Source organism: Streptomyces sp. NPDC014995 (genome assembly GCF_043080745.1).
GTDB lineage: Bacteria > Actinomycetota > Actinomycetes > Streptomycetales > Streptomycetaceae > Streptomyces.
In genome coordinates this window covers 169,145-194,324 of record NZ_JBIBVX010000008.1, presented here as the reverse complement: position 1 = coordinate 194,324, position 25,180 = coordinate 169,145, and the positions used below count along the sequence as shown (strand labels likewise).

The following is a 25,180-nucleotide window of genomic DNA, read 5'->3' as shown; positions in this document are numbered from 1 at the left end:
GTGGTGGTGGCGGTGCGCGGACCGCCCGGCGGTCGGCAGCCGGGCGCCGGCGCGGTCAGCTGACGGGGGCGCGCAGGCTCAGCAGCAGGTCGGTGATGCTGTTGAGGTTCTGGAAGTTGGTCCCGGTCAGCTCGGTCGGCGGGACGTTGGTGCCCAGCTCGTCCCGGATGTGGGTGAGCAGCTGGGCGGTGTTGATCGAGGTGAGGATCCCCCACTCGAGCAGGGGCGTGTCCGGCTCGATGCGCTGCGCGTCCGGGTCGGACAGCAGGCGTTCCTGGATGAACTCGGTGAGCTGGTCGAGCAGGTCTTCGCGGTCACTGGCCACGGCGTACCTCCGTGAGACGCGTTGAGGGAGGGAGCCGGCAGGAAGCCCGGCGCTCGTGTATTTCAACGCACGATGATGTCATTGCCCGATGAACTCTACTAGTGTTGAATTACTCGTCAAGGGGCCAACGCAAGGCAGTCGCCGAAGGGTTGGAAGACCATGAGCGAAGTGCGGCGCGGTCCGCCGCGTGGGGAAGTGCACGTCTGGGCGGTGCGCGAGCCGGAAACCGAGGCGGCCCTGGAGCGCTGCCTGGAGGTGCTGACACCGCGGGAACGGGACCGCTGGCGGCACCTCGTCCCCTCCGAGCGCGCGCTGTACGCCGCCGCGCACGCGGCCCTGCGGGCCGTGACCGCCGCCTGCCGCGGGCTCCCGCCCGGCGACGTCGCCTTCCGGCGCGGCACGTTCGGCAAGCCCTACGTCGCCGGCGACCCCGGCCTGCGGGTCAGCCTGTCCCACACGCGGGGCCTGGCCCTGGTCGCGGTGAGCCGGGACGGCCCGACCGGCGTCGACGTGGAACGCCTGGTCCCGCTCCGGGACCCGTCCGCGCTGCGCCGCCAGGTGCTGTCCGCCTGGGAGGCCGAACGCTGGCCTCCCGGACGCGAAGGCCCCCTGCACGAGGGCCTGTTCACCCACTGGACCTGCAAGGAGGCCGTCCTCAAGGCCCTGGGCACGGGCCTGGCCGGCGACCTGACGGCGGTACGGGTGACACCGGGCGCACGCCGCGACGGCCCCGTACCGGTCCACCACGCCCCGGGCTCCGCCCGCCGCCGCTGGCGGCTCCGGCTCGTCGACGTGGGCCCGGAGTTCCGCGCCGCCGTGGCGGTCGCGGGAGGCGGAGACGTCGTCCGGCTACGGCGCCTGGAGCCGGGGGAACGGCCCGGACCGGCCGGCGCGCGGGCCGGGCCGGGGGCGTGCCCCGTGAACCGTCCGCGGCCCACCTGACCCCTCACCCCAAGGAGAGTCCCGCCATGCAGACCGGCTCCGCGCCCCTCACCCTCCTCTGCGTCCCCCACGCCGCCGGCTCCGCGCGGGCCTTCACCGGCCTGGGCAGGGCGCTGACGCCCGGAACGCACACCGTCGCCCTGGAACTGCCGGGACACGGCACGCGGATGCGGGAGCCCGTGCGGGACGACTTCGCGGCGGTGCTGGCGGACCTCATCCGCAGCAGCGGAGCGCACACCGCGGGGCCGTACGTGCTCCTCGGGCACAGCATGGGCGCGGCCTTCGCCTACGAACTGGCCCGCTACTGGAGCGCGCTGGGACGGCCACCCGCCGCGGTGGTCGTCACCGGGCGCAACGGGCCCACCGCACGCGCCCTCCTGCCCGACATCCACGGGCTCGCGGACGAGGCCTTCCTGGCCGCCGTACGACGGCTCGGCGGCACCCCGCCGCAGCTCTTCGAGCACCCCGAGCTGGTCGCCCTGTTCACCCCGGTGCTGCGCGCCGACTTCACCCTCTCGGAGACGTACACCGCGCTGCCCGGAGCGCCGCTCGGCTGCCCGCTGTGGGTGAGCGCGGGCACCGACGACCCGATGGTGGACGACGCCGGCCTGCGCGACTGGGAGAACCACGCCGCCGGCGACGTCACCGTCGAGTGGCTGCCCGGCGGCCACTTCCTCCTCGACGACGCGGCGTTCCACGCGTACGTGACGGGCGTCCTCAAGAGCGTCACGGTGGTGTGAACGGGCGTACACCACCGCCGTACCGGACGACGCCGCAGGCCTTCCCCCCAACCGCTGGGGAAGGCCTGCGGCGTGTGCGGCGGCGCTCAGGCCGCCGGATGCTCGCGCACCTCCGAGAACCGGGCCCGCCAGTACGCCAGCGGCGTCCTGCTCGGGCTGACGTCGCCGTGGACCAGGCGGCCCACCAGGATCTGGTGGTCGCCCGCGAGATGGCTGCTGGTCAGGACGCACTCGGCGTGCGCGACGGTGGCCTCCAGGAGGGGCGAGCCGGTGCGCTTGCCGGGGCTCCAGAGGACGTCGGAGAAGCGTTCAGGGACCGGTGAGGCGAAGGTGCGGGCGGTCTCCGCCATGCCGGAGGACAGGAAGTTCACGGCGAAGGCGGCGCTCTCGTGGATGGCCTCCAGGGTGGCGCTGGGATGCTTGACGCAGACCAGCAGCAGCGGCGGCGACGCGGAGACGCTGCACACCGCGCTGCACGTGAGCCCGCGCGGCTCCCCGTCGGCCGTCACGCTGGTGACGACGCTCACCCCCGTGGGCAGCGAACCCATGACGGAGCGGAAGGTCGGCAGGTCCACCTGGTCCAGCAGGGCTTCGGCGTTCTGGTGTCGGTCGGACATCACGGGATCCTCGGGTGAGAGGCCGAGCAGGGCCAGGGAGTGTCGGACGAAGAGGGCGGCCGGGACCGCGGACACGGCGGCGTCACCGGGTGCCCGCGGCGATGCGCTCGACGAGCGCCTGACGGTCCGTCTTGCCGTTGGCGGTCAGGGGGAGTTCGGAGACGGTGTGCACCGCGTCGACCACCATGTACAGCGGCAGCCGGTCCGCGCAGTCCCGCTTCAGGTCCAGCAGCCCGGGGCCCTTGGGTCCCTCCGGCACCACCACCGCGTGGATCCTGGCGTCCAGACCGGCGCCCACCACCACGCAGGCGGCGGCCGAGACCTCGGGATGGGCGGACACCACGGCCTCGATGTCACCGAGTTCGATGCGGTGCCCGCGCACCTTGACCATGTGGTCGCGCCGGCCGACGTACTCCAGCATCCCGTCCGGCCCCGTCCGGCCGATGTCCCCGGTGAAGTACGCCCCCCGCTGCGGCTCGCGGCCCCAGTAGCCGAGCATCACCGTCGGCCCGCTCACCACGATCTCGCCCTCGCGTGCCCGCGGCGGGTGCAGCCGGATCCGGTCGCCGGAGGCGGGCGCGCCGATCGGCAGCGGACGGGTGCTGCCCAGATCACGGTCGGTGACCTCGTAACTCGTGCACACGTTGGTCTCGGTCGGCCCGTACCAGTTGAACATCCGCACGTCGGGCCAGGCCTTGCGCAGCTCGTGCACCTGCTGCACCGGGAACGGCTCCCCGGCGAAGACGCACACCCGCAGCGCCTTCGGCGGGTCGCCCGCCAGCAGGTCGCCGCGCTGCATCATCAGGACCAGCGCGGACGGCACCGAGTACCAGACGCTGATCCGCTCGCGGTGCATCAGCGCGGCCAGCTGCGGCGGGTCGTAGGCGAGCCCCTCGGGGATCAGGACCACGGACGCGCCGGCCAGGAAGGCGGCGTACAGGTCGAAGACGGACAGGTCGAAGTTGAACGGCGCGTGGTTGGACAGCCGGTCCCCGGCCGTCACCCCCACCTCGGCGGCGGCCCAGGTGACGAAGGACAGGGCGTTGCGGTGGCTGATGCAGACGCCCTTGGGCTCGCCGGTGGAGCCGGAGGTGTAGAGGATGTACGCCGGGTCGTCCGGAGCGTTCTCGTGCACCGGCGGCGCGTCGGACGCGGGCGCCTCCTCGCGTACGTCGGCGAAGGCGGCCAGCGGCACGTCCTCCTCCCAGCCGGACTGCCCGGCCCGCCGGATGCCGTCGGCGTCGGCCACCACCAGCGCCGGGGCGCAGCCGGCCGCGATGCGGCGGACGCGGGCGGCGGGGTTGTTGGCGCTGACCGGCACGTAGACGGCGCCGACGCGCAGGGCGCCCTGCATCAGGGCGACGGCGTCCGCGGTCTTGTGGGTCCACAGCACGACCCGGTCGCCCGGGCGCACGCCGCGCCGGTGCAGGGCGGCGGCATAGCGGTCGGCGAGTTCGTCCAGCTCCCGGTAGCTGAACACGCCCTGGACCGAGCGGACGGCCGGCGCGTCCGGGGCGCGCCGCGCGGAGTCGATGACGAGCCGGTGGAGCCTCACAGTCCCATCTCCTTCACTATCAGTTCACGCTGGATGTCCGAGGTCCCGGAGAAGATCGTGCTGGGCACGGCGTCGCGCAGGGCCGCCTCGATGCCGTCCTCGCGCAGATAGCCGCGCCCGCCGAAGACGCGTACGGCGTCGGTGGCCGAGGCCAGCACGCCCTCGGAGACGGCGAGCTTCGACAGGGCGATCTCGAGCACGGACGGCTCGCCCCGGTCCATCGACCAGCAGGCGCGGTACAGCAGCAGCCGGGCGCTCTCCAGGCGCAGTTTGATGTCGGCGATACGGTGCGAGACCGCCTGGAACTCGCTGATCCGCCGCCCGAACTGGCGCCGGGAGCGGGCGTGCCGCACGCACTGCTCCAGCAGCCGGTCGAGCAGGCCGACGTAGAGGGCGAACAGGCAGGCGCGCTCCCAGCCCATGGAGTGCTGGAAGATCGCGGCGCCGCCGCCGACGGCGCCCAGCACCTGCTCCTCGGGGACGAAGCAGTCCTCGAAGGTGACCGACCCGGCCGGGACGGAGAGCATGCCCATCTTCTCGTGGGGCGGGCCCACCACGACCCCCTCCGCGCCCCGGTCGACGACGAAGCCGGTGACGCCGAGGAAGCCCGCCCTGGGGTTGACGGTCGCGTACGTCACGAACACGTCGGAGACGGGGCCGTTGGTGACGAAGCTCTTCGTGCCGTCGAGCAGCCAGCCGCCGTCCACCCGGGTCGCCGTCGTCGTCAGCGCCGAGGAGTCGGAACCGGCCTCGGGCTCGGTCATCGCGTTGCCCGCGATCAGCCGGCCCGCGGCCAGGCCGGGCAGCAGCCGACGGCGGACGGCCGCCGAGCCGAACGCGGCGATCGGCATGGCGCAGGCGAAGGTGTGCGCCGCGGCGGCGAACACCAGCCCGGTGTCGGGGCAGCCGCGGCCCACCGCCTCCACCACGCGCGCCGTGTCCAGGGCGCCCAGACCCCCGCCGCCGTACTCCTCGGGCAGACAGGCGCCGAGCATGCCGAGGTCGCCGAGCGCCAGCCAGTCCTTGCGGCCGAAGAAGCCGTGGCCGGCACCGGGCGGGTCCGGGAAGGCCAGCTTCGTCGCGTCCAACACCTGGTCGTAGCGGGCAAGTTGCTTGTCGGTCCAGCCGAACTCCACGTGTGCTCCTGGGGTACGGGGAGGGGCGCCCTCCCGGGTCGGGCGGTGCGCGGGACGGACGGGGGCGCCCTCCCGCGTCACCTCAACTGGTCAGTGCTGCTCGGGCACATGGCGCAGGTTGCGCGGGCCGACGTAGCGCAGCCGGGGGTGGATGCGGCCCTGCTGGGCGCGCTGCTCCTCGACGTGGGCCAGCCAGCCCGCCACCCGGGCCGCCGCGAACATGGGGACGAACAGGTCGGAGGGCATGCCGAGCATGTGGTAGATCGCGGCCGCGTAGCAGTCCACGGTCAGATAGGGGCGCGGGCCCTTGGAGGGGTGCGCGGCGGCGCGCACGGCGTCCAGCACCTGGAGCACGTGGTCGCTGCCGGGTCCGCCCCGGAAGCGCCGGGCCGCCTCGCGCAGCGGCCGCACCCGCGGGTCCTCCTCGGCGTACGGCACCGGGCGGTGCGGTGCGGCGTCGGCGCGCCCGCGCAGGTAGGCGGCGGCGGTCTGCGGGTTGGTGTCGCCGCTGGCCAGGTCGATCACCTGGTGGGCGGCGCCGCCGTGCAGCGGGCCGGTGAAGGTGGCGAGGGCGACGGTGACGGTCGCGAAGGTGTCGGCGCCGGTGCCGGCCGCGACCCGGGCGGCGAACGCGGAGGCGTTGCAGCCGTGTTCGGCCTGGAGGATCAGGCACAGGTCGACCAGCCGGACCCGCTGCGGGTCGCGGGGCAGGTCGAGCATGTGGAGGATGTTCTCGGCGTGCGTGAGGTCCGGGCGCGGCTCGGGCAGCGGACGGCCGGCGCGGGCCGCCTGCTGGGTGGCGAAGATGGCCGGGACACGGGCGATCAGCCTCTCCCGCAGATCGAGGTGGGCCGCCGGGTCGGCGCCCGCCTCCGCGGCGACGGCGAGCGCAGAGACGGCGGTGCGCAGCACGGAGGACGGTGAACTGGCCGCGTTCGCCCTGAGGTTGGCGGTCACCATCGGGGGCAGGTCCCGGGCCGCGGCGAGCCGGGACCGGAACGCGGCCAGTTCCTCCGCGTCGGGCAGCCAGCCGCGCAGCAGCAGGTGGACGACCTCCTCGTAGGTCGTCCGGCCGATCAGCTCCTCGATGGGGTACCCCCGGTAGGAGAGCCGGCCGCGCGCATGGTCCACCTCGGAGATGCCCGTCTCGCCGACCACCACCTCGGAGACGTCGTCGGCCGCCCGAGCCGCGGCGACGACGGGCGCGGGCGGGGCGGGAACGAGCGCGGAGACGTCGTCGGGGGCCTGTGGCCCGGAGAGTTCGGCGAGGCGTTCGTCGAAGAACGCGCGCAGCTGGCCCACGGACTCGATGCGCTCGATGAGGCGGTCGTCGAGCGTGGTGCCCAGCTCGTGTTCGAGGTGGACCTGGAGTTCCACGGCTGTCAGGTCGTCCCAGCTGTCCACGGCGCGTAGCTGCAACTCGTCGCCGATGAACTCCGACGGCATGTCGAAGACTCGGGACAGTGTGCTGATGACGGGGTGCACCTGGGCCATCTCCTTGTCTGTACGTGGCGGCTCGCCGGCGTCCGGTGCGCTCCCGCGTCCCGGAAGGGGGGCGCGGGCGGTGCCCGGGACGCGGCTGCGCCGTGTGGGGGCGACCGGCCGCGGACGGGCCGCGGGCATTCGGACGGCGTTCCGTGCCCCGGCACGCCGTCCGGCAGGTCAGCCGGCCAGATCGGGTGTCTGGTCCGGGGCCTTCGCGGTGATGCGGATCACGGGCTTGTTCTGCCGGGCCGGTGCGACCAGGTCCATGCGCGCCCGGGGAAAGAGGGAGGGCAGCAGCGGCCCCGTCATCGCGGTGGTGATCAGTGCCATGAGCACCATCACGGTGAACAGGGTGTCGTCCAGCACGCCGAGACTCAGCCCGACGCCCAGGATGATCAGCTCGGTCAGACCGCGGGTGTTCATCAGCACCCCGACGCCGGTCGACTCCCGCCAGCTCAGCCCGAACGACCTGGCCGGCAGTCCGGCGCCGAACAGCTTGCCGACGATGGCGGCGGCGAGGACCAGCCCCAGCTCCGCCCAGCCCGTGGGGGAGACGGCGGCGATGTCCACCGAGAGCCCGGTGACGATGAAGTAGACCGGCAGCATCAGCTCCCCGGCGTGCTGGAGCGGGCGCAGCATCCGCTCCTCCAGCATCCGCGCCGGCTTGCGCGGCATCACCAGGCCGAAGGCGAAGGCGCCGAAGATCGGGTGGATGCCGATCTTCGAGGTGGTGTACGCGGAGAGCAGCAGGCCCGCGGTCACCAGGGCCGCCAGACAGGCGCCCGAACCCTTCTTCGCCACCCGGACGACGGCCCGGGCGAGCAGCGGGCGGACCACGCCGACCATCACGGCCCCGTACCCCGCGGACATCCACAGCGTGTCGGTGAAGCCCGACGGGCCGGACGCGGTGACGATCGCGACCACCCCGGCCAGCAGGCACCAGGCCAGCACGTCGCCGAACGCGGCACTGGTCAGCGCGAGTGCCCCGATCCTCGTCCGGCTGAGGTTGTTGTCCTTGAGGATGCGGGCGAGCACCGGGAACGCGGTGATCGACATGCTGACGCCGAGGTAGAGCACGAACGAGAACAGGGGGACCTTCTCCCCGTTCACCACCGAGTGGTTGTCGTACAGCAGCAGGGCCACGCCCATGCCCAGGGCCAGCGGGGCGAGGATGCTGCCCGCGGTCACCCCGACGACCGAGCGCTTGTTGCGTCCCATGCTGGCCCCGTCGAGCTCCCAGCCGACGGTGAACATGAAGAGCAGCAGGCCGATCTGGGCGACCATCGACAGCAACGGCCGCACCTCGTCCGGGAAGAGGCGTTGTGTCAGGTCCCCGGGCAGGAGGCCGAGCAGGCTGGGCCCGAGCAGGATGCCCGCGGTGATCTCGCCGATGACCGCGGGCTGCCGTACCCGGCGGGCGAGCCGGGCGAGGAGCGTGCCCGCGACGAGGATCACGGCGATCCCCGCGAAGGCGGTGGCCTGTAAGGACTCGAGCTGATGCGCTGTCACGGCATCTCCTTGAGCGTTGAGCGTTGAATAAATTCACCGAACAAAGAACTCAACCGGTGATGAGTTTTGCATGCGGATCGACGCGCGAACAAGGGGCGTCGGTCAAGAGGTCCGCGTGTCGGTGCGGGGCGGCGGAGTGGCCGGCGCGGGGCGGCGGGGCGCCGGTGGGGGGTTGTCGGGCGTCCGGGCGCATGGAAAACTCACTCATCGTTGAGTTCACTGAGTGTTGAGTTCTTCGCTCGGGACAGGACCCGCGGAAGGTGGTGCCCGACCATGCACGAACTGGTGGAGGCGATCGAGTCCCCGGACTCGGTGCCGGCCGATCTGGCGGCCCTGGGGGTGCCCGACTCCCACCGGGCCGCCGTCCTGCACAGGGCGGACGCCGCGATGTTCGACGGCGTACCGCTGCGCGAGCGGCGGCCCGCCGACTCGCTGCACGTCCAGCGCGTGCCCACGCCCGAACCCGGCCCCGGCGAGGTGCTGGTGGCGGTGATGGCGAGCGCGGTGAACTACAACACCGTCTGGAGCGCCCTGTTCGCGCCGGTGTCCACCTTCGCCCTGCTCGACCGCTACGCCCGGCTCGGCGGTCTCGCCGCCCGGCACGGCCTGCCCTATCACGTCATCGGCTCCGACCTCGCCGGCGTCGTCGTCCAGTGCGGCCCCGGGGTACGCCGTTGGCGGACCGGCGACCGTGTCGTCGCGCACTGCGTGTCGGTCGAGCTGGAGGACGCGGAGGGACACGGCGACCCCATGCTCGACCCCGAGCAGCGCATCTGGGGCTACGAGACCAACTTCGGCGGACTCGCCGAACTGGCCCTGGTCAAGGCCACCCAGCTGCTGCCCAAGGCGGCGCACCTCACCTGGGAGGAGGCCGCGGCGCCCGGCCTCGTCAACTCCACCGCCTACCGCCAGCTGGTCACCCGCAACGGCGCGGGGATGAAGCAGGGTGACAACGTCCTGATCTGGGGCGCCGTCGGCGGCCTCGGCTCGTACGCCACCCAGCTCGCCCTGGCCGGCGGCGCCACCCCGGTCTGCGTCGTCTCCTCACCCGAGAAGGCCGCACTCGCCCGCTCCCTGGGCGCCGAGCTGATCATCGACCGCGCCGAGGAGGACTACCGCTTCTGGCGGGACCCGCACACCCAGGACCCGGGGGAGTGGCGCCGGTTCGGCTCCCGCATCCGGGAGCTGACCGGCGGCGAGGACGTCGACATCGTCTTCGAGCACCCGGGCCGCGAGACCTTCGGCGCCTCGGTGTACGTGACGAGGAAGGGCGGCACGATCGTCACCTGCGCCTCCACCGCCGGATACGTCCACGAGTACGACAACCGCTACCTCTGGATGTCCCTGAAGCGCATCGTCGGCTCGCACTGCGCCAACTACCGCGAGGCCTGGGAGGCCAACCGGCTGGTCGCCAAGGGCCGCATCCACCCCACCCTGTCGCGCACCTACCCGCTCGACGAGGTGGCCGCGGCGGTGGACTCCCTCCACCGCAACGCGCACCACGGCAAGGTGGGGGTGCTGTGCCTGGCACCGACGGAGGGACTGGGGGTCACGGACCCGGAGCTGAGGGAACGCCACGAGCCTGCCATCAACCGCTTCCGCAGCGCGGCGGTCTCGCTGAGCGGGGTGGCGGCGTGAACGGGCAGCAGGCGCGTTCCCGGGCGGCCGGACCGGCGCCCGTCCTGGGCGTCGTCGGACTCGGCACCATCGGCGGCGTGCTCGCCCGGCGGGCCGCGCTCGCCGGGTACGACGTCGTCGTCCGCGACCCGCGGCCCGACGCCCGGGCCCGCCTGGACGCCCTGGGCGAAGGGACCGGACGGCTCCGACTGGCCCACGGCTGGGACGGGTTCGAGGCCGCCGGCGTCGTCGTGGAGGCCGTGCCCGAGCGGCGCCAGGCGAAGGCCGAGGTGCTGCGCGCCCTCGACCGGGTCTGCCCGCCCGCCACCGTGCTGGCCACCAGCGCCACCGCCCTCGCGCTCACCGACCTCGCGGCGGCCTCCGGACGCCCGGGCCGGGTCGTCGGCCTCCATCTGCCCCTGCCCACCGCCGAGATCGCGGAGATCGGCCGTACGGTCGTCGCCGACGCCCCGGCCGTCGACCGCGTCGGCGACCTCGCACGCGACCTCGGCCTCACCCCGGTCACCGTCGGCGACCGGGCCGGACTGATCTCCGCCTCCCTCCTCTTCGGCCTCCTCAACCAGGCCGTCGCCCTGTACGACCAGGGCGCCGTGGGCCGCGACGACCTCGACGCGGCCCTGCGCCACGGCTGCGGACTCCCCCTCGGCCCACTCGAACTCCTCGACCTGATCGGCACGGACACCGCCTGCGACATCCTCGACGCCCTCGCCGTACGCCTGGCCGACCCGACGCTCGAACCGGCCCGCCGCCTGCGCCACATGGCCCTCGCCGGCCTCCTCGGCCGCAAGAGCGGCCGCGGGTTCCACGACTACGGCGACCGGCCCGCCACGGCACCCGCCACGGCCGACACCACCACCGGCGCGGCACCAGGGGTGCGCCGGGCCGGCATCGTCGGCACCGGCACGATGGCCGCCGGCATCGCGGAGGTGCTCGCCCGCAACGGCATCCCCACCCTCCTCGTGGGCCGCGGCGACGAACGCGCCAAGGCCGCCTGGGAGGCGGTCGCCACCTCGACGGGACGCGCCGTGCGGCGCGGCAGGATGACCGAGGCCGAGCAGGCGGCGCTCCTGGACCGGCTGGAGCCGGCCGGCGACCTCGACCGGCTCGCCGGCCGCGACCTCGTCGTCGAGGCCGTCGCGGAGGATCTCGACGTCAAGAAGACGCTCTTCGCCCGGCTCGGCGCGGTCTGCGCACCCGGCGCGCTGCTCGCCACCACCACCTCCAGCCTGCCGGTCATCGAGTGCGGGCTGGCCTCCGGCCGGCCGGCCGACGTGATCGGCCTGCACTTCTTCAACCCCGCCCCGCGGATGCGGCTGGTCGAGGTGATCCCCTCACTGGAGACCGCACCCCACCATGTCGTCGCCGCACGGGAGTTGTGCCGGCGGATCGGCAAGCACCCGGTGCGCTGCCTGGACCGGCCGGGCTTCGTCGTCAACGCGCTGCTCTTCCCGTACCTCAACGGCGCGGTACGGCTCGCCGAGAGCCACTACGCGAGCACGGACACGATCGACGAGGTCATGAAGCGCGGCTGCGGTTTCCCGCTCGGCCCCTTCGAACTCCTCGACGTCATCGGCCTCGACGTCTCCCTCAGCATCCAGCGGGTCCTGCACACCGCCGACCACCGCCCCGCCATGGCACCGGCTCCGCTCCTGGACCACCTCGTGGCGGCGGGGCGCGTGGGACGCAAGGCGGGGGCGGGATTCCGGGTGTACGGCTGAGAGCGGGGCGTGGGCCGTCCACCTGCCCGACCACGGCCCACGCCCACCCCACCACCGATCCGGCCCGCCCTCTCACCGCCGGCCCCACCCAGGAAGGAAGACCCGCGTGAACCCCGACACCGCCAGAAGCTCCACCCCCACCACCCCCACCGCCCTCCCCGCATCCCCCTCCGCCTCCCGTGACAGGGCCGCCGAAGCCCTCGCGCGGTCGATGTTGAGGGAACTGGTCGGCGACGGCCTGTGCGCCGGGCCCCCGCGAGCCGCGGAACCCGACGCCGCCACCCGGCCCGCCGGGCGGGAGGCGAGTGGACGATGACGACCGTGCCGAGCGCGGCAGCGGCCGCCCTGCCCACCACCGAAGGCACCGTACGAGCCGCCGCCGAGGCCGCCCGCCGCGCCGCGCGCCGCCTCGCCGCGACGACCGGCGCCGAGCGCGACGCCGCCCTGCGCCTGATCGCCCGCCGCCTGACCGAGGACGCCACCGGCATCCTGGCCGCCAACGCCGAGGACCTGGCCGCCGCCCGCGCGGCCGGCAAGGACGACACGGTCCTGGACCGGCTCACCCTCACCCGCCCCCGCCTCGACGCCCTCGCGGCCACGGTGCACGCCCTGGCCGCCGAACCCGACCCGGTCGGCCGGATCGCAGACGGCTCGGTGATGCCCAACGGCCTGGAAGTACGGCGGCTCCGGGTCCCCCTCGGCGTGGTCGGCATGATCTACGAAGGACGCCCCAACGTCACCGTCGACGCCGCCGCGCTCTGCCTGAAGAGCGCCAACGCGGCCCTGCTGCGCGGCTCCTCGACCGCCCGCCACACCAACGCCGCCCTGGTCGCCACCCTCCGCGCGGCCCTCGCCGGCACCGCGCTCCCGGTGGACGCGGTGCGCCTGGTCCCCGGCACCACCCATGCCGCCGTACGCGAACTCATGTCCCTGCGCGGCCTGGTGGACGTCCTTGTCCCGCGCGGCGGCCACGACCTCATCCAGGCGACGGTCCGCGACTCCGCCGTCCCCGTCATCGAGACCGGCGTCGGCAACTGCCACGTCTACGTCGACGAGCACGCCGACCTCGACAAGGCCCTCGCCGTCCTCCTCGACGCCAAGACCCAGCGCCCGTCGGTGTGCAACGCCGCCGAGTCGCTGCTGGTCCACGCGGCCGTCGCCGCCGCCTTCCTGCCCCGCGCGCTGGCGGCCCTCGCCGACCGCGGTGTCCGGGTGCACGGCGACGAGCGGGTGCGGGCCCACCACCCGGCGGTCGAGCCGGCCACCGAGGAGGACTGGGGGCGCGAGTACCTCGCCCTGGAGCTGTCGGCGGCCGTCGTGGACTCCCTGGACGAGGCGGTCGACCACATCCGCCGCCACGGCACGGGCCACACCGAGGCCGTCGTCACCGACTCGCAGACCGCGGTACGCCGTTTCGTGGCGTCCCTGGACACTGCGGTCGTCGCCGTCAACGCGTCCACGCGGTTCGCGGACGGCGGCGAGATCGGCCTCGGCACCGAACTCGGCATCTCCACCCAGAAACTGCACGCGCGCGGCCCGATGGGACTGGCCGCGTTGACGACCACCACCCATGTGCTCGTGGGCGACGGTCACATCCGGGGCGCAGCCGCCGTCCCGGAGTCGTGAACAGGAGGGACAGGCCATGTACGTGCGCATCATCACCGAGACGCAGCCGACGGGTCTGCTGCTGTACGCGGACGACTCGCTCGAGCGCCGCCGGCAGCCCACCCCGCCACCCCGGCTGGGCCTCGCCGGCGTCGAGGACGACCCGGCCGAGCCCCACATCGTGCGCGGGATCGACTGAACGGCCGTACACAGCACGCCGTTCACCCACCACGGATCACGGCGCCGGGGCGGTGCCCACCCCTCGGGGGAGGCACCGCCCCGGCGCACTCACGCGACCTGACAGTGTGTCACCGTGACTGCCGGGTCCGCCCCTTCACCGAGGGCCCGCACTCCCCGCCCGTGCCGGGCCCGGCACCGCGTGCGCCGGGAGGATCCGGATCCGCACCCCGGAAGGCGACGGCGCCACCGGAGGTCCGGCGGGACGCGCCGGACCCTCCACCGCCACGACATCGTCCCGTCGGACGACTTCCCGCGGCGCCCGCCCCCGCAGCCCCGGCAGCTCCCGGGCGTCCACGACGGCCAGCCCGCGGGCGACCACGCGCCCGGTCTCGTCGAGCAGTTCGACGGGGTCTCCGGGCGCGAAGTGGCCCTCGACCCCGGTCACCTCGTGCGCCAGCAGCGGTCGGTTGTCCCGGACGACGGCCCGGACCGCGTCCGGGGTGAGCCGTACCGCCCCGCGCGGGGTGCTGGCGTGCTCCAGCCACAGCAGGTGCTCGGCGGCCCGCTCCCCGGTGCGGTGGAACAGGGTGCCGGTCGCACGGCCGGCCAGCGCGTCGGCGGCGTGCCGGGCGGCCGTCAGGACGACGGGGACACCGGCGTCGGTGGCGATCCGGGCCGCCTCCACCTTGGTCACCATGCCGCCGGTGCCGACCCCCGCGGCGCCCGCGCTGCCGAGCCGGACGTCCCGCAGGTCGTGCGGGCCGCGCACCTCGGCCAGCCGGCGCGCGCCGGGGCGCCGGGGGTCGCCGTCGTACAGGCCGTCCACGTCCGACAGCAGAACCAGCAGGTCGGCGTGGACCAGGTGGGCGACGAGCGCGGCGAGGCGGTCGTTGTCGCCGAAGCGGATCTCCGCGGTGGCGACGGCGTCGTTCTCGTTGACGACCGGCACCGCGCCCATGGCCAGCACCTGGGTGAGCGCCCGGTGGGCGTTGCGGTACTGGGTGCGGCGGCCGACGTCGTCGGCGGTGAGCAGCACCTGGCCGACCCGCAGCCCGTACCGGGCGAACGAGGCGGTGTAGCGGGCCACCAGCAGTCCCTGCCCGACGCAGGCGGCGGCCTGCTGACGGGCCAGGTCGTGCGGCCGCCCGGCGAGGCCCAGGGGGGCCAGGCCCGCGGCGATGGCGCCCGAGGAGACCAGGACGATCTCGGTGCCGGCCGCACGGGAGCGCGCGACCACGTCCACCAGGGCGTCGACCCGGTCGGAGTCCAGCCCGCCGACGGCCGTGGTGAGGGAGGAGGACCCCACCTTCACCACGATCCGGCGCGCCGTCAGCACGTCCTCGCGCAGGGAGCCTGCGGGCCGCCCGGTCACCGCAGTGCCGCCAGCGGACGGCCACGGTCCGGGCGCGGACCGGCGGACGCCGGGCCCATCTCGCGCAGCAGCGCGTGCACGGTCTCCACGACCAGGACGGGCCGCTCGTACGGCAGGTCGTGACCCTGGTCCGGCACCAGGTGCAGGGCGGCGCCCGGGATGTCGAGGGCGAGCCGCCGCGCCTGGTCGGGCGGGGTCCAGCGGTCCCGGGTGCCGACCAGGATCCGGGTGGGCACCCGGGCCAGCGCGCCCAGGCGTCCGGCGCAGTCGTGGGTGGTCAGGGCGGCGAGGAACTCGGCGATGGTCAGGGCGGGGATGTCCCGCAGCGCCCGCGTGTCGGCGCGGACGGTCTCGGCCTGCCCGTGGCCGCCGAGGAGCGCCCGCCACAGGGGAGCCGTGGTCGGATGGGTCAGGGGGCCGGTGAGCAGCCGGTGCACGGCGCGCGCGGACCACGGCGAGCGCAGCAGCGCGCCGGCCGTCCGCCGTCCGGCCCACACCCGCCGGCGGCCGCCGGCGTCGGGCACGGCCGGGGCCATGCCGACGTCGTCCAGACAGGTCGACAGGAGTGCCACGGCCGTCACCCGGGGGCCGAACAGCTCCGGGTGACCGGCCGCCAGCTGCTGGATCGCCATGCCGCCCATGGAGTGCCCGACCAGCACGACCGGTCCGTCGTACGCCGCTGTCGTCTCGTCGAGGACGCGGGCGAGGTCGTCGCCCAGCAGCGCGGTGTCGAGGCGGGCCGTGCCGCGCGTGGAGCGGCCGTGGCCGCGCTGGTCGTAGGCGACCGTGCGCAGCGGCGGGAAGCCGGGGCGCGGCCGGGTCAGCGCGTCGATGTGCGGCCGCCAGTCCCGCGCGCTCACGGTCCAGCCGTGCGACAGCAGCACGGTCGCCCCGGCGTCGAGCGGGCCCTGGACGCGTACGGCGAGTTCGGCGCCGTCGGCGGTGCGGACGGTGTGGGGCGCGCGAGGGGCTCGGGTCGGCAGCGGGGCGGTCATGACGGCCGGCCGGACTGGACGGCGGCGCTCCGCGCGCGGCGCCCCCGCGGACGCGGTGGCCGTTCCGTGCGGGGCAGCCGTTCCCGGGTGCAGATGAAGGCGGACTCGGCCGCCAGCCAGGCCTGTTGGACCTGGTCGAAGGTGAGGCCGAGCGCTCCGGCGATGCGCCGCGGCTCCCAGCCGTGCCGGCGCAGGAACCAGACGTAGGCCGGGCGTTCCCGCGGGTGCGGGCGGATGTGCCGGCCGTCGCCCGCCAGGAAGGCGGCCAGGTCGTCGTCGACGGTGTGCAGCGTGGCGGCGACGCGGAGCAGCTCGCGCCGCTCCCGGACGTTCAGGCCGCCCCAGATGCCGGTGCTCTCCTCGAGTCGCAGCGCCTCGCGCAGGCAGTCGTGGGCGACCGGACAGCGGGCGCACACCCGCTTGGCGGCGGCCTCCGGGTCGCGGTCGCCCGCCTTGCCGGCGGTCGGGAAGAAGGTCTCGGGGTCGGTGTTCCGGCAGGCCGCGCGTTCCACCCAGGGGTCGGTGCCCGGGCGCTGTGGTGCCGTTGCGTACATGGCGGTCGGCCCTTTCTCGACGGGAGGCGGCCGGTCCAGAGGCACCACAGTAAAGTCAACGTCGGATGATTTCAATGAGTGTTGAGTTTTTGGTGGGCGAGGGCGCGGGCGGGGCGATTGTGGCCCTCACGTGTCCGTTTACTGTTCAAACAGTGGATTCCACAAGCGTTGAGTTCACCCTTGATGGAGCCAACTCCGATGTCGTACCGTCGCTTTCGTGAGCAACCGCCGGGCCCCGCAGGGCACCCGGAGGGCCGACACGCCTGCACCGGTCGGTATGGCCGGTGGCCTGCGGAGTGCACCGGACGGCGGGTGGTAGCGCGTCCATTGCTCTTGATCTTCCCGCACCACCGAGCTCGACGTTCGTCGCAGTGCGCCGCCATGGCGCTCCCACGGGGGGAGCACGACCGCACACGGGGGTGTTCGGTGTGCATCGACTTCCAAGGAGAGAGCCGCACGTGGCCCCGGCATGCCCGCACACCGGGGCCGGGCGACGGCCGCCGCCCCCTCGGGCGCGGGTCCATGACAGTCCGTCAGCGTCGTAGAGTCCTTGGAGGCATCATGCCCGTCGTCAGCGCACCCGTGGTCGCTCTGCCACGGCACCAGGTCACCACCGACGAACTGCTCGAGCGGATCGCCGAGTTGTATCCCGACCACCCGCGACTGGTGCACCTGAGGCGCTTCATCCGGGCCACCACCGTGCGTACGCGGTGGTACACGCGGCCGTTGGCCGAGCAGTTCCGCACGGACCGCTCCCTGGCCGAGCGGACGCGCGAACATCTGCGGGACTCGCTCGAACTGGCCGAGAGGGCCGCGCGAGGGGCGCTTCTGGAGGCCGGGCTCGGTCCCGGCCGGATCGACGCCGTCGTGGTGGTCAGCGCCACCGGGCACAGCATGCCGGGGCTGGACGTCCTGCTCATGGAGAGGCTGGGGCTGCGTCCCTCGGTACGGCGCATACCCGTGACCCAACTCGGATGCTGCGGAGGGGTGTTCGGCCTGTCCACGGCCGCGGAGCTGGTCGCCGCGCGCCCCGGGTCCACCGTGCTCGTGGTGTGCGCGGACGTCTTCAGCCACTACCTGCACCGCGACGACACCGGCCTGGACGGAATGATCTTCAAGGGGATCATCGGGGACGCGGCGGGCGCGTGCGTGGTCCGCACCCGGGCGCGGGGCCCGCATCTGGAACTCGTGGACTCCTGGGAGTGCGTGCACCCCGGCAGCAGGGACATCGTGGGATCGATCACCGACAGCGACGGGTTCCACGGATTCAACTCCCTGCGGCTGCTGGGGGCGATCGGCGAGGTCATGCCCGAGCTGAAGGACTGGCTGCACCGCACCAGGTCCGCCGGCGCGGACGCCGCGCCGGACTTCATCGTCTCCCACACCGGGAGCCCCAAGGTGCTCGACGCCATCGTCGAGGGCCTCGGCACCGACCCCGAGCTGTTCGGCCTGGCCCGCGACTCGCTGCGCGAGGTGGGAAACCTCGGCTCGGTCTCGGTGCTGGAGGTGCTGGAGCGGACGTTCATGAAGCCGCCCCGCGACGGCGCGCGGGGCCTCACGGTCGCCGTCGGCCCGGGCGTCTCCGCGATGGCGCTGAAGGGGGTGTGGCACAGCGGCGACTGACGCGGGGCGGGGTGAGGCGCCGCGCGGTGCGGGGGTCGCCCGCGGTGCGGGGTCGCCCGCGGTGCGAGGTCGCCCGCGGTGCGGGCGGAGGGCGTGCGGGGTGCCCGGCGTGCGGGCGCCCGGTGTGCGGAGGGAGGGTGGCGCGCTGGGGTGATGAGGGGTGCCCGGCGCGCGGCGTGGGGCGCCGGGTGTGCGGGACGACGCCGGGCGTGCAGGGTCGGGGGCGCTGAGGCCCTCCGATCCCTCGCCGGCTGCGGCTTCCTCCCCGACCGCCGATTACCCCGCAGACCGTCGATTGCCCGCCGATCGCCGATTGCCCGCAGACCGCCGATTGCCCGTCGGCTGCCGGTCCGCTCGGCCGGTGTCAGTCCGACGGGTTGCCGCGCCCGCGCGGTTCGAGTGAGGGGGACAGGCGCATCTCCAGCGCCGGTACCACCCAGGCGATGAACTCGTCGAAAGGCATCGACGCCAGCGGCTGGATCTGGAGGACGTAGCGCATGAGTGCCAGTCCGGCGAGGTGTCCCGAGGCCAGGGCGGCGCGCGTCCCCGCGTCGGGGCGGTCCTTGTAACCGGACGCGTGTGCCCAGGCTTTGGTGCTCGCCTCGATGCGTTCCCTGAGGATGTCCGAGGTGGCGCTGTCGGCGAGGCCCGCCCGGTAGATGGCGGTCATCGCGTAGCGCGTTCCCTCGTTCTCCCAGAAGGAGAAGTACGTCTGGGCGATCCAGGTCGCCTCCGTCGCCTCGGCCTCGACGTCCGGCATGTTGTCGAAGCTCGCCGAGACGCTGAACGAGGAGTTGACGGCGGCGTCGAAGACGCCCTCCTTGTTGCCGAAGAAATGGTGGACGAGGGCGGGGTCCACCCCCGCGTCCTCGGCGATCGCCCGGATGGTGGTCCGGGCGTATCCGCGGTCGGCGAACAGGTGGAGCGCCGATTCGAGGATCTGCTCCCGGGTGCCGCTGTCCCCGGGCCGCCTGCCGCTGCGCGCGCGTTTGGGGCGGGTGCCCTTGGTCGTGGTCGAGGCGGTCCGCCCGGTGGAACCGGACTTTCGGGGCGCACTCGTCGAGTTGTCTGTGTGCCTGGAGGTCATGAGATCACTGCACTTCGCGGGGGGTACGAGCGATTAATTCACCGCATAGTGAAAACATCCTACCAGGCACCCCGGAGGGCGTCCATCCACAGGTGACACCCCGAAATCACCTCTGCGTGTCCGACCGTTGGCCGGTACGCAGGGTTCCCGGAGCCGGAGCCGGAGCCGGAGCCGGAGTCCCGGACCGGTGGCGGTGTGGTCGTGTGGTCGTGCGGCCGCATGCCCCCCGCGTCGAGGTCACTCGGTGGTGTCCGGACTCAGCAGAGTCTGCCGCAGTCCCGGGGTGATCCGCTCGATCAGGGTCTCGAGGTCCAGTGCGCTCACCGCCCTGACTCCCAGCAGGTGGCGGACGATGGCGACGCCGACGAGCTGTCCGCCGAACAGCGCGGTGTGCGCGTCGGTGTCCTCGACGGCCGGCTCGTGGTCGACCGTCGCGTTGAGGGTTTCGGTGATGCGGGCACGCAGGACCTCGGAGGCCTCCTTGTCGGACAGGCCGATCCGGTAGAGCTCGACCAGGGGTGACTCCTCCTCCTCGCCGGGCTCCCACAGCGGCAGGTAGACGCGTGCCAGCCGGGCGGGGAGGTCCTCGTCGGTGCCCTCGGCGAGCGCCGGGCGCAGCAGTCCGGCCACCTTGACGGTCCGTTCGACGAGGGCACCGAAGACCGCGGCCTTGTCGGGCAGCAGTTCGCGGGCGTACGCGAAGTCCAGGCCGGACTCCCCGACGATGTCCGCGAAGCCGGTCTGCCGGTAGCCGTACCGGGTGAACAGGGTGCGTCCCGCGGAGACGAGTGTCTGGGTGTCCTCGAGCCGTGCTTCCGCCGCGTCCGCTGCGCTGGTGACGGTCATGGTGGGCAACTCCCGTGGGTGTGCGGCGTTCGGTGCCGCGCCGCGCCAGTAGTTCGCCGTCAAGTGAAGTCTCTCGCTGTTGAATTAGTCAAGCGGCTCTGGAATGATTTCAACATACGATGAGTTATTCGACGCGCGGCGCCCCAGGAGGAATCGTGCAGTCCATCGGCATCACGGGAGTGGGCTCGTACCTGCCCGAGGCCATCATCAGCAACGCGGAGATCGGGCACGGAGCCGGCGTGACCGACGAGTGGATCGTCCGCAAGACCGGCATACGCGAACGACGCCGGGCGGCGCTCCACGAGGCCACCTCGGACCTGGCCGCCGTCGCCGCCGAGCGCGCCCTGCGGCGGGCCGGCCTGACGGCGGACCAACTGGCCTACGTCGTCGTGGCCACGTCCACCCCCGACCACCCGCAGCCCGCCACGGCGGCCCTCGTGCAGGACCGCATCGGCGCCCGCGGGGCCGCCGCCTTCGACGTCAACGCGGTCTGCAGCGGCTTCGTGTACGCGCTGAAGACCGTGGAGAAGCTCCTGCTCTCCGCCGCGCCCGGCGAACCCCGGCACGGCCTGGTCATCGGCGCCGACCTGTACTCCCGCATCCTCGACTACTCGGACCGGCGCACTGCGGCGCTCTTCGGGGACGGCGCCGGAGCGGTGGTGCTCGGACCGGTCGCCCCCGGGCGCGGGCTGCGCCGCGTCTCGCTGGTCTCGCACGGCGACGCGCACCGCCTGATCCGGGTGGAGGCGGGCGGCAGCCGCCGACCGGCCTCGGCGAGCACGGTGACCGAGGGCGGGCACTTCTTCCGGATGGACGGGCGGGGCGTGCGCGCCTTCGTCCAGCGGACCCTGCCGGTCGAGATCGAACGCCTGCTGACCCGGGCCGCCGTACCCCACGATGCCGTACGGCACTTCGTCCCGCACCAGGCCAACGGCGCGATGCTCGCCGAACTCTGGCCCGACCTCGGCCTGCCCCGCGCGGCCCTCCACCTCACCCTGGAGCGCTACGCCAACACCGGTGCCGCCTCGGTCCCCGTCACGCTCGCCGACATGGACCGCACCGGCGCGGTGGCCCCTGGCGACCTGGTCGTCCTGGCCGCGTTCGGCGGCGGCATGAGCCTCGGCACGGCCCTCCTCGACTGGACCCTGACCCCGGTCACCGCCGACACCCCCACTCCGGCCGGCGAGCTGCTCTCGCCCCTGACATGGTGACCGCGAGCCACCGGACCGGGGACCGGGAGCCCCCGGCGACTGGTGCGGACCGGGGGAGGGCCGGTGCGGACCGGGGGAGGGCTCCGGGGCTGCGCGCGACGTCCGCTCCGACGCCGGGCGGGGACGGCGACCCGGCAGCGGGCGGGAATGCCGCTCCGCCTTGGCCTGAGGGTGGAGCTCCGCCCCTGCCCGGGGATGGAGCTCCGCCCCTGCCCGGGGATGCCGCTCCACCCTCGCCTGAGGATGCTGTTCCGCCCCTGCCCGGGAACGCGGCTCCGCCCCCGCCCGGGAACGCGGCTCCGCCCCCGCCCGGCGATGTCCCTCCCGTGACACGCGGCCCCGCGCCCCGTGAGGAGCCCGTGCCCGACGTTCGTGGTCGGGTCCTCGCCTTGCGGGCGCTGCGGGCGCGGATCGAGGAGGGGGACGCGCGGGCCACCGCCGCTCAGCGGAGCAAGGGGAAGCTGACGGCGCGGGAGCGGATCGCGTTGCTGCTGGACGAGGGGTCGTTCCAGGAGGCGGAGGCGCTGCGGCGGCACCGGGCGGCCGGGTTCGGGCTGGAGGACCGGCGGCCGTACACCGACGGGGTGATCACCGGGTGGGGCACGGTCCACGGCCGCACCGTGTTCGTCTACGCCCACGACTTCCGCGTCTTCGGCGGCGCCCTCGGCGAGGCCCACGCGGAGAAGATCCACCGCGTCATGGACCGCGCCCTCAGCGCCGGCGCGCCCCTCGTCTCGCTCAACGACGGCGCCGGCGCCCGTATCCAGGAGGGCGTCACCGCCCTCGCCGGCTACGGCGGCATCTTCACCCGCAACTCCCGCTCCTCCGGAGTCGTCCCGCAGATCAGCGTGATGCTCGGCCCGTGCGCGGGTGGCGCCGCCTACAGTCCGGCCCTGACGGACTTCGTCTTCATGGTCCGCGAGACCTCGCAGATGTTCATCACCGGCCCCGACGTCGTCCACGCCGTCACCGGCGAGCGGGTCTCCCTCGGCGCCCTCGGCGGAGCCGACGTGCACGCCGAGGTGTCCGGCGTCGCGCACTTCGCCTACGACGACGAGGAGACCTGCCTGGAGGAGGTCCGCTACCTGCTGTCGCTGCTCCCGCAGAACAACCGGGAGCCGGCGCCCGCCGTACTGCCGGAGGACCCGGTGGACCGGCGCTGCGAGGCCCTGCTGAACCTGGTCCCCGCCGACGGCAACCGCCCGTACGACATGCGCCGCGTGGTCGAGGAGATCGTGGACGACGGGGAGGTCCTCGAGGTCCACGAGCGCTGGGCGGCCAACGTGATCTGCGCGCTCGCCCGGATCGGCGGGCAGGTGGTGGGCCTCGTGGCCAACCAGCCGCTCGTGCAGGCGGGCGTACTCGACATCGACGCCAGCGAGAAGGCGGCGCGCTTCGTGCAGATGTGCGACGCGTTCAACATCCCGCTGGTCACCCTCGTCGACGTGCCCGGCTTCCTGCCCGGCGTCGGCCAGGAGCACAACGGCATCATCCGGCGCGGCGCGAAGCTGCTGTACGCGTACTGCAACGCGACCGTCCCGCGCATCTCCGTCATCCTGCGCAAGGCCTACGGCGGCGCCTACATCGTCATGGACTCCCGTTCCGTGGGCGCCGACCTCACCTACGCCTGGCCCACCAACGAGATCGCGGTGATGGGCGCGGAGGGCGCCGCGAACGTGATCTTCCGGCGGCGCATCCGGGACGCGGACGATCCCGACGCCATGCGCCGGCAACTGGTCAAGGAGTACAGGGCCGAGCTGATGCACCCGTACCACGCGGCCGAACGCGGCCTGGTCGACGACGTGATCGACCCGGCCGACACCCGTCGGGTCCTCGCGGAGTCCCTGCGCGTGCTGCGCACCAAGCACGCCGACATCGCCGCGCGCAAGCACGGCAACCCACCCCAGTGACATCGAAGATGAGGGAGCGTCATATGTCCGCCCGTGCAGCCGTCGAGGAGCGTCCGCTGGTCCGGGTCGTCCGGGGCGGAGAACTCCCCGCGGAGCAACTCGCCGCCCTGACCGCCGTGCTGCTGTCCCGGGCCGCTGCGGCCACGGCGACGCAGGGGGAGCAGCAGCCGCAGCCGCGGCCGGTGACGGTCGTACCGCTGTGGGAGCGCCCCGGTGCCCGCACCGCGTACCGCTCGCCGCTCAGCTGGCGCGACTGAGCGGCCCGGTCCCCGGGGCCGCGGCGGTCTCGGCGCGCGTTCGGCCAGGAGGCCGGGGATCCCGCGAGACGCGGCCTCGGCCTCCTGCTCGTCGAGGACCGTGCCGCCGTACGGACGCCACCCCGCCCCGAACCCGCGAACGGACGGAGACGAACCGTTCCACGACCAGGGGGCCCGCCATTCGGACGGGCCCCCGGCAGACCGTTCCGCAACCCCTGTCCCCTTCAGGGGCGTTCGGCCTCCGCCGACGTCACCTCGCCGGCTTCGGCGCCCCCGGCCTCCTCGGCTCGCATCGTCTCCCCGGCCCGCCCGGCCGTGTCGCCGGGCACCCCGTCCCCGCCGGGCGCCGCGCTCTCCTCGCGCCGTGGCGCCGGCCCCTCCACCCCGCACCACTGGTGCAGCGCCTGCCGTACGCGGTTCTCGTGGCCCTCGGGATTCTCCGCGCCGTCCGTCCACGCCGCGTAACCGTCCGGGCGGATCAGCAGAGCAGTCAGACCCGTCAGACGGGGCGGTACGGCGTCCACGCGGACCGGGCTGACCCGGGAGCCCCAGGCCTCGGTCAGCTGGGCGGCCCGGCCGTCCGCGGAGAGGTCCAGCAGCAGGAAGCGTCCGTCGCGCATCAGTTCGTACAGGCGCACCGGGGCCGCCCCCGGCCGCTGCACCGTCAGGTCCGGCACCCGCTGCCCCACCCTGAGGGCACGCCCCCCGCCGCGGCGCGCGTAGTCGGAACGCAGCCCCGAGAGCGCCTCGCTCGCGAAGCGGCGGATCCGGCGTCGGCCGAGCAGCCCCGCCAGGGCCACACGGCGTACGGCGGTGAGCGCGGGGGACGGGGTCGTCGCGAGCCGGGTGGCGCGATCCGTCGCGCGCAGGACGCGTTCGGCCTGGGGGCGTCGCTCGGCCTGGTACGAGTCGAGCAGCCCCGGCGGTGCCCAGCCCTGCACCTCCGCCGCGAGCTTCCAGCCCAGGTTGACGGCGTCCTGGATGCCGAGGTTCAGCCCCTGACCGCCGAGCGGCGAGTGCAGATGCGCCGCGTCGCCGGCCAGCAGCACCCGCCCGGCGCGGTAGTGGTCGGCGAGCCGCTGGTGGATCTTGAACCGGGCCAGCCAGCCGGGATCGTACGGCTCGGGGTCGAAGCCCAGCGACAGCGTCATCAGCTCGCTCAGTTCCTCCAGGGTCACCGGGTCCCGCGTCCACGGCCGGTCCCGGCGCGCCACCGCGACCCGGTACAGGCCGCCCCCGTACGGCACGGTGACCACGACCCCGCCGTTCCCGGACCGCACCAGCACGTCGTCGACGGGCGGTGTCCTGCGCAGCCGTACGTCGGCGAGGACCGGCGCGATGTCGTATGTACGGCCGCGGAAGGAGATCCCGGCGAGTTCGCGCACCGTGCTGTGCGCGCCGTCGCAGCCGACGACGTAGTCGGCGCTCTCCTCCCACTCCCCGGCGCCGGTGCGGACGTGGAGGGTGACGCCGGAGCCGTCCTGTTCCAGGCCGACCACCTCGGCGTCCCGCTCGATGGTCACCCCGAGGTCCAGGGCGTGCCGCTGGAGGACCTCCTCGGTGCGGCTCTGCGGGATGACGTGCAGGGCGGGGAAGCGGGTGTCGAGCTCGGTGAAGTCGACGACCGCGCCGGGCGCGGGCCGCAGCCGGCCGACCGGGCGGCCCCGCGCCGCCAGCGCGTCGGCGTGGCCGCGCAGGTCGAGGACCTCCATCGTCCTGCTGTACAGCCCCATCGCGCGGGACTGCGCGGAGGCGGTCGGCCGGCGTTCGAGCACCGTGCACGAGACTCCGGCGGCGGCCAGCTCGCAGGCCAGGGCGAGGCCGGTGGGGCCGGCCCCGACGACGATGACGGAATGGTCGGGGGCGGTGGTCACG

At 74.1% G+C, this 25,180-nt stretch carries 23 protein-coding genes; 11 read left to right on the top strand and 12 right to left on the bottom strand.

Annotation, left to right across the window (positions count from 1 at the left end; genetic code table 11):
* Positions 1–55 precede the first annotated feature (55 nt).
* On the bottom strand, positions 56–325 hold the full coding sequence (locus tag ACF1A1_RS18335) for an acyl carrier protein (protein ID WP_392000956.1): 270 nt from the start codon (positions 323–325) through the stop codon (positions 56–58).
* Positions 326–484: 159 nt separating this feature from the next.
* Here ACF1A1_RS18335 and ACF1A1_RS18330 point away from each other — a divergent pair, with 159 nt between their 5' ends.
* Positions 485–1,267: a 4'-phosphopantetheinyl transferase family protein gene (locus tag ACF1A1_RS18330; protein WP_392000955.1), complete on the top strand. Its 783-nt coding sequence runs from the start codon at positions 485–487 to the stop codon at positions 1,265–1,267.
* Between the two features lie 26 nt (positions 1,268–1,293).
* Positions 1,294–2,007, top strand: coding sequence for a thioesterase II family protein (locus tag ACF1A1_RS18325; protein WP_392000953.1), 714 nt, complete (start codon positions 1,294–1,296; stop codon positions 2,005–2,007).
* A gap of 86 nt (positions 2,008–2,093) precedes the next feature.
* On the opposite strand, the gene ACF1A1_RS18320 is transcribed toward ACF1A1_RS18325, so the two are convergent.
* The 5 genes from ACF1A1_RS18320 to ACF1A1_RS18300 all read right to left on the bottom strand — a co-directional run bounded on the left by ACF1A1_RS18320 (position 2,094) and on the right by ACF1A1_RS18300 (position 8,309).
* Complete coding sequence (locus ACF1A1_RS18320) at positions 2,094–2,624, bottom strand: flavin reductase family protein (protein ID WP_392000951.1); 531 nt, start codon at positions 2,622–2,624, stop codon at positions 2,094–2,096.
* Positions 2,625–2,706: 82 nt separating this feature from the next.
* Positions 2,707–4,179, bottom strand: coding sequence for an amino acid adenylation domain-containing protein (locus ACF1A1_RS18315; RefSeq protein WP_392000950.1), 1,473 nt, complete (start codon positions 4,177–4,179; stop codon positions 2,707–2,709).
* Positions 4,176–5,315 (bottom strand): acyl-CoA dehydrogenase family protein, encoded by a 1,140-nt coding sequence (locus ACF1A1_RS18310; protein WP_392000949.1) that lies wholly within the window; start codon positions 5,313–5,315, stop codon positions 4,176–4,178. The genes ACF1A1_RS18315 and ACF1A1_RS18310 overlap by 4 nt, the downstream gene beginning before the upstream one ends.
* Before the next feature lie 90 nt (positions 5,316–5,405).
* Positions 5,406–6,809, bottom strand: a complete 1,404-nt coding sequence (locus ACF1A1_RS18305; RefSeq protein ID WP_392000947.1) for a citrate/2-methylcitrate synthase — start codon at positions 6,807–6,809, stop codon at positions 5,406–5,408.
* Between the two features lie 168 nt (positions 6,810–6,977).
* Entirely contained in the window at positions 6,978–8,309 is a 1,332-nt protein-coding gene (locus tag ACF1A1_RS18300; protein ID WP_392000946.1) for a cation:proton antiporter, read from the bottom strand.
* A 273-nt stretch (positions 8,310–8,582) separates the two neighbouring features.
* Between ACF1A1_RS18300 and ccrA the strand changes: the two genes are divergently transcribed.
* The 5 genes from ccrA (at position 8,583) to ACF1A1_RS18275 (ending at position 13,469) form a co-directional block, all read left to right on the top strand.
* On the top strand, positions 8,583–9,947 hold the full coding sequence (gene ccrA, locus ACF1A1_RS18295; RefSeq protein ID WP_392000944.1) for a crotonyl-CoA carboxylase/reductase: 1,365 nt from the start codon (positions 8,583–8,585) through the stop codon (positions 9,945–9,947).
* Positions 9,944–11,665, top strand: a complete 1,722-nt coding sequence (locus tag ACF1A1_RS18290; RefSeq protein ID WP_392000943.1) for a 3-hydroxyacyl-CoA dehydrogenase family protein — start codon at positions 9,944–9,946, stop codon at positions 11,663–11,665. Before ccrA ends, ACF1A1_RS18290 begins: the two co-directional genes overlap by 4 nt.
* A gap of 106 nt (positions 11,666–11,771) precedes the next feature.
* Positions 11,772–11,981, top strand: a complete 210-nt coding sequence (locus ACF1A1_RS18285; protein WP_392000941.1) for a hypothetical protein — start codon at positions 11,772–11,774, stop codon at positions 11,979–11,981.
* Entirely contained in the window at positions 11,978–13,291 is a 1,314-nt protein-coding gene (locus tag ACF1A1_RS18280) for a glutamate-5-semialdehyde dehydrogenase (RefSeq protein ID WP_392000940.1), read from the top strand. Before ACF1A1_RS18285 ends, ACF1A1_RS18280 begins: the two co-directional genes overlap by 4 nt.
* Before the next feature lie 16 nt (positions 13,292–13,307).
* Complete coding sequence (locus ACF1A1_RS18275) at positions 13,308–13,469, top strand: hypothetical protein (protein ID WP_392000939.1); 162 nt, start codon at positions 13,308–13,310, stop codon at positions 13,467–13,469.
* Positions 13,470–13,604: 135 nt separating this feature from the next.
* On the opposite strand, the gene proB is transcribed toward ACF1A1_RS18275, so the two are convergent.
* The 3 genes from proB to ACF1A1_RS18260 are packed head-to-tail and all read right to left on the bottom strand — an operon-like array spanning position 13,605 to position 16,371.
* Positions 13,605–14,822 (bottom strand): glutamate 5-kinase, encoded by a 1,218-nt coding sequence (gene proB / locus ACF1A1_RS18270; protein WP_392000938.1) that lies wholly within the window; start codon positions 14,820–14,822, stop codon positions 13,605–13,607.
* Positions 14,819–15,817 (bottom strand): alpha/beta fold hydrolase, encoded by a 999-nt coding sequence (locus tag ACF1A1_RS18265; RefSeq protein ID WP_392000936.1) that lies wholly within the window; start codon positions 15,815–15,817, stop codon positions 14,819–14,821. The genes proB and ACF1A1_RS18265 overlap by 4 nt, the downstream gene beginning before the upstream one ends.
* Positions 15,814–16,371, bottom strand: a complete 558-nt coding sequence (locus tag ACF1A1_RS18260; protein ID WP_392000934.1) for a WhiB family transcriptional regulator — start codon at positions 16,369–16,371, stop codon at positions 15,814–15,816. The genes ACF1A1_RS18265 and ACF1A1_RS18260 overlap by 4 nt, the downstream gene beginning before the upstream one ends.
* A gap of 561 nt (positions 16,372–16,932) precedes the next feature.
* Between ACF1A1_RS18260 and ACF1A1_RS18255 the strand changes: the two genes are divergently transcribed.
* Positions 16,933–17,994 (top strand): type III polyketide synthase, encoded by a 1,062-nt coding sequence (locus tag ACF1A1_RS18255; protein WP_392000933.1) that lies wholly within the window; start codon positions 16,933–16,935, stop codon positions 17,992–17,994.
* A gap of 364 nt (positions 17,995–18,358) precedes the next feature.
* On the opposite strand, the gene ACF1A1_RS18250 is transcribed toward ACF1A1_RS18255, so the two are convergent.
* Entirely contained in the window at positions 18,359–19,081 is a 723-nt protein-coding gene (locus ACF1A1_RS18250; RefSeq protein WP_392000932.1) for a TetR family transcriptional regulator, read from the bottom strand.
* A 237-nt stretch (positions 19,082–19,318) separates the two neighbouring features.
* On the bottom strand, positions 19,319–19,927 hold the full coding sequence (locus ACF1A1_RS18245) for a hypothetical protein (RefSeq protein ID WP_392000930.1): 609 nt from the start codon (positions 19,925–19,927) through the stop codon (positions 19,319–19,321).
* 155 nt (positions 19,928–20,082) lie between these two features.
* Between ACF1A1_RS18245 and ACF1A1_RS18240 the strand changes: the two genes are divergently transcribed.
* From ACF1A1_RS18240 to ACF1A1_RS18230, 3 genes are all read left to right on the top strand, one after another.
* Entirely contained in the window at positions 20,083–21,138 is a 1,056-nt protein-coding gene (locus tag ACF1A1_RS18240; protein WP_392000928.1) for a 3-oxoacyl-ACP synthase III family protein, read from the top strand.
* A 326-nt stretch (positions 21,139–21,464) separates the two neighbouring features.
* Positions 21,465–23,048: an acyl-CoA carboxylase subunit beta gene (locus tag ACF1A1_RS18235; protein ID WP_392000926.1), complete on the top strand. Its 1,584-nt coding sequence runs from the start codon at positions 21,465–21,467 to the stop codon at positions 23,046–23,048.
* Between the two features lie 23 nt (positions 23,049–23,071).
* Entirely contained in the window at positions 23,072–23,305 is a 234-nt protein-coding gene (locus ACF1A1_RS18230) for an acyl-CoA carboxylase epsilon subunit (RefSeq protein WP_392000924.1), read from the top strand.
* A 224-nt stretch (positions 23,306–23,529) separates the two neighbouring features.
* Here the strand turns inward: ACF1A1_RS18230 and ACF1A1_RS18225 are convergent, their stop codons facing one another.
* On the bottom strand, positions 23,530–25,179 hold the full coding sequence (locus tag ACF1A1_RS18225) for an FAD-dependent oxidoreductase (RefSeq protein WP_392000922.1): 1,650 nt from the start codon (positions 25,177–25,179) through the stop codon (positions 23,530–23,532).
* Position 25,180 lies beyond the last annotated feature (1 nt).

What these genes read in the sequence shown, in the direction of transcription:
- ACF1A1_RS18330 (WP_392000955.1), top strand. Translation starts at nt 485, where the DNA reads ATGAGCGAAGTGCGGCGCGGTCCGCCGCGTGGGGAAGTGCACGTCTGG.
- ACF1A1_RS18325 (WP_392000953.1), top strand. Translation starts at nt 1,294, where the DNA reads ATGCAGACCGGCTCCGCGCCCCTCACCCTCCTCTGCGTCCCCCACGCC.
- ACF1A1_RS18320 (WP_392000951.1), bottom strand. Translation starts at nt 2,624, where the DNA reads ATGTCCGACCGACACCAGAACGCCGAAGCCCTGCTGGACCAGGTGGAC.
- ACF1A1_RS18305 (WP_392000947.1), bottom strand. Translation starts at nt 6,809, where the DNA reads ATGGCCCAGGTGCACCCCGTCATCAGCACACTGTCCCGAGTCTTCGAC.
- ccrA (WP_392000944.1), top strand. Translation starts at nt 8,583, where the DNA reads ATGCACGAACTGGTGGAGGCGATCGAGTCCCCGGACTCGGTGCCGGCC.
- ACF1A1_RS18280 (WP_392000940.1), top strand. Translation starts at nt 11,978, where the DNA reads ATGACGACCGTGCCGAGCGCGGCAGCGGCCGCCCTGCCCACCACCGAA.
- ACF1A1_RS18275 (WP_392000939.1), top strand. Translation starts at nt 13,308, where the DNA reads ATGTACGTGCGCATCATCACCGAGACGCAGCCGACGGGTCTGCTGCTG.
- ACF1A1_RS18265 (WP_392000936.1), bottom strand. Translation starts at nt 15,817, where the DNA reads ATGACCGCCCCGCTGCCGACCCGAGCCCCTCGCGCGCCCCACACCGTC.
- ACF1A1_RS18260 (WP_392000934.1), bottom strand. Translation starts at nt 16,371, where the DNA reads ATGTACGCAACGGCACCACAGCGCCCGGGCACCGACCCCTGGGTGGAA.
- ACF1A1_RS18255 (WP_392000933.1), top strand. Translation starts at nt 16,933, where the DNA reads ATGCCCGTCGTCAGCGCACCCGTGGTCGCTCTGCCACGGCACCAGGTC.
- ACF1A1_RS18250 (WP_392000932.1), bottom strand. Translation starts at nt 19,081, where the DNA reads ATGACCTCCAGGCACACAGACAACTCGACGAGTGCGCCCCGAAAGTCC.
- ACF1A1_RS18245 (WP_392000930.1), bottom strand. Translation starts at nt 19,927, where the DNA reads ATGACCGTCACCAGCGCAGCGGACGCGGCGGAAGCACGGCTCGAGGAC.
- ACF1A1_RS18230 (WP_392000924.1), top strand. Translation starts at nt 23,072, where the DNA reads ATGTCCGCCCGTGCAGCCGTCGAGGAGCGTCCGCTGGTCCGGGTCGTC.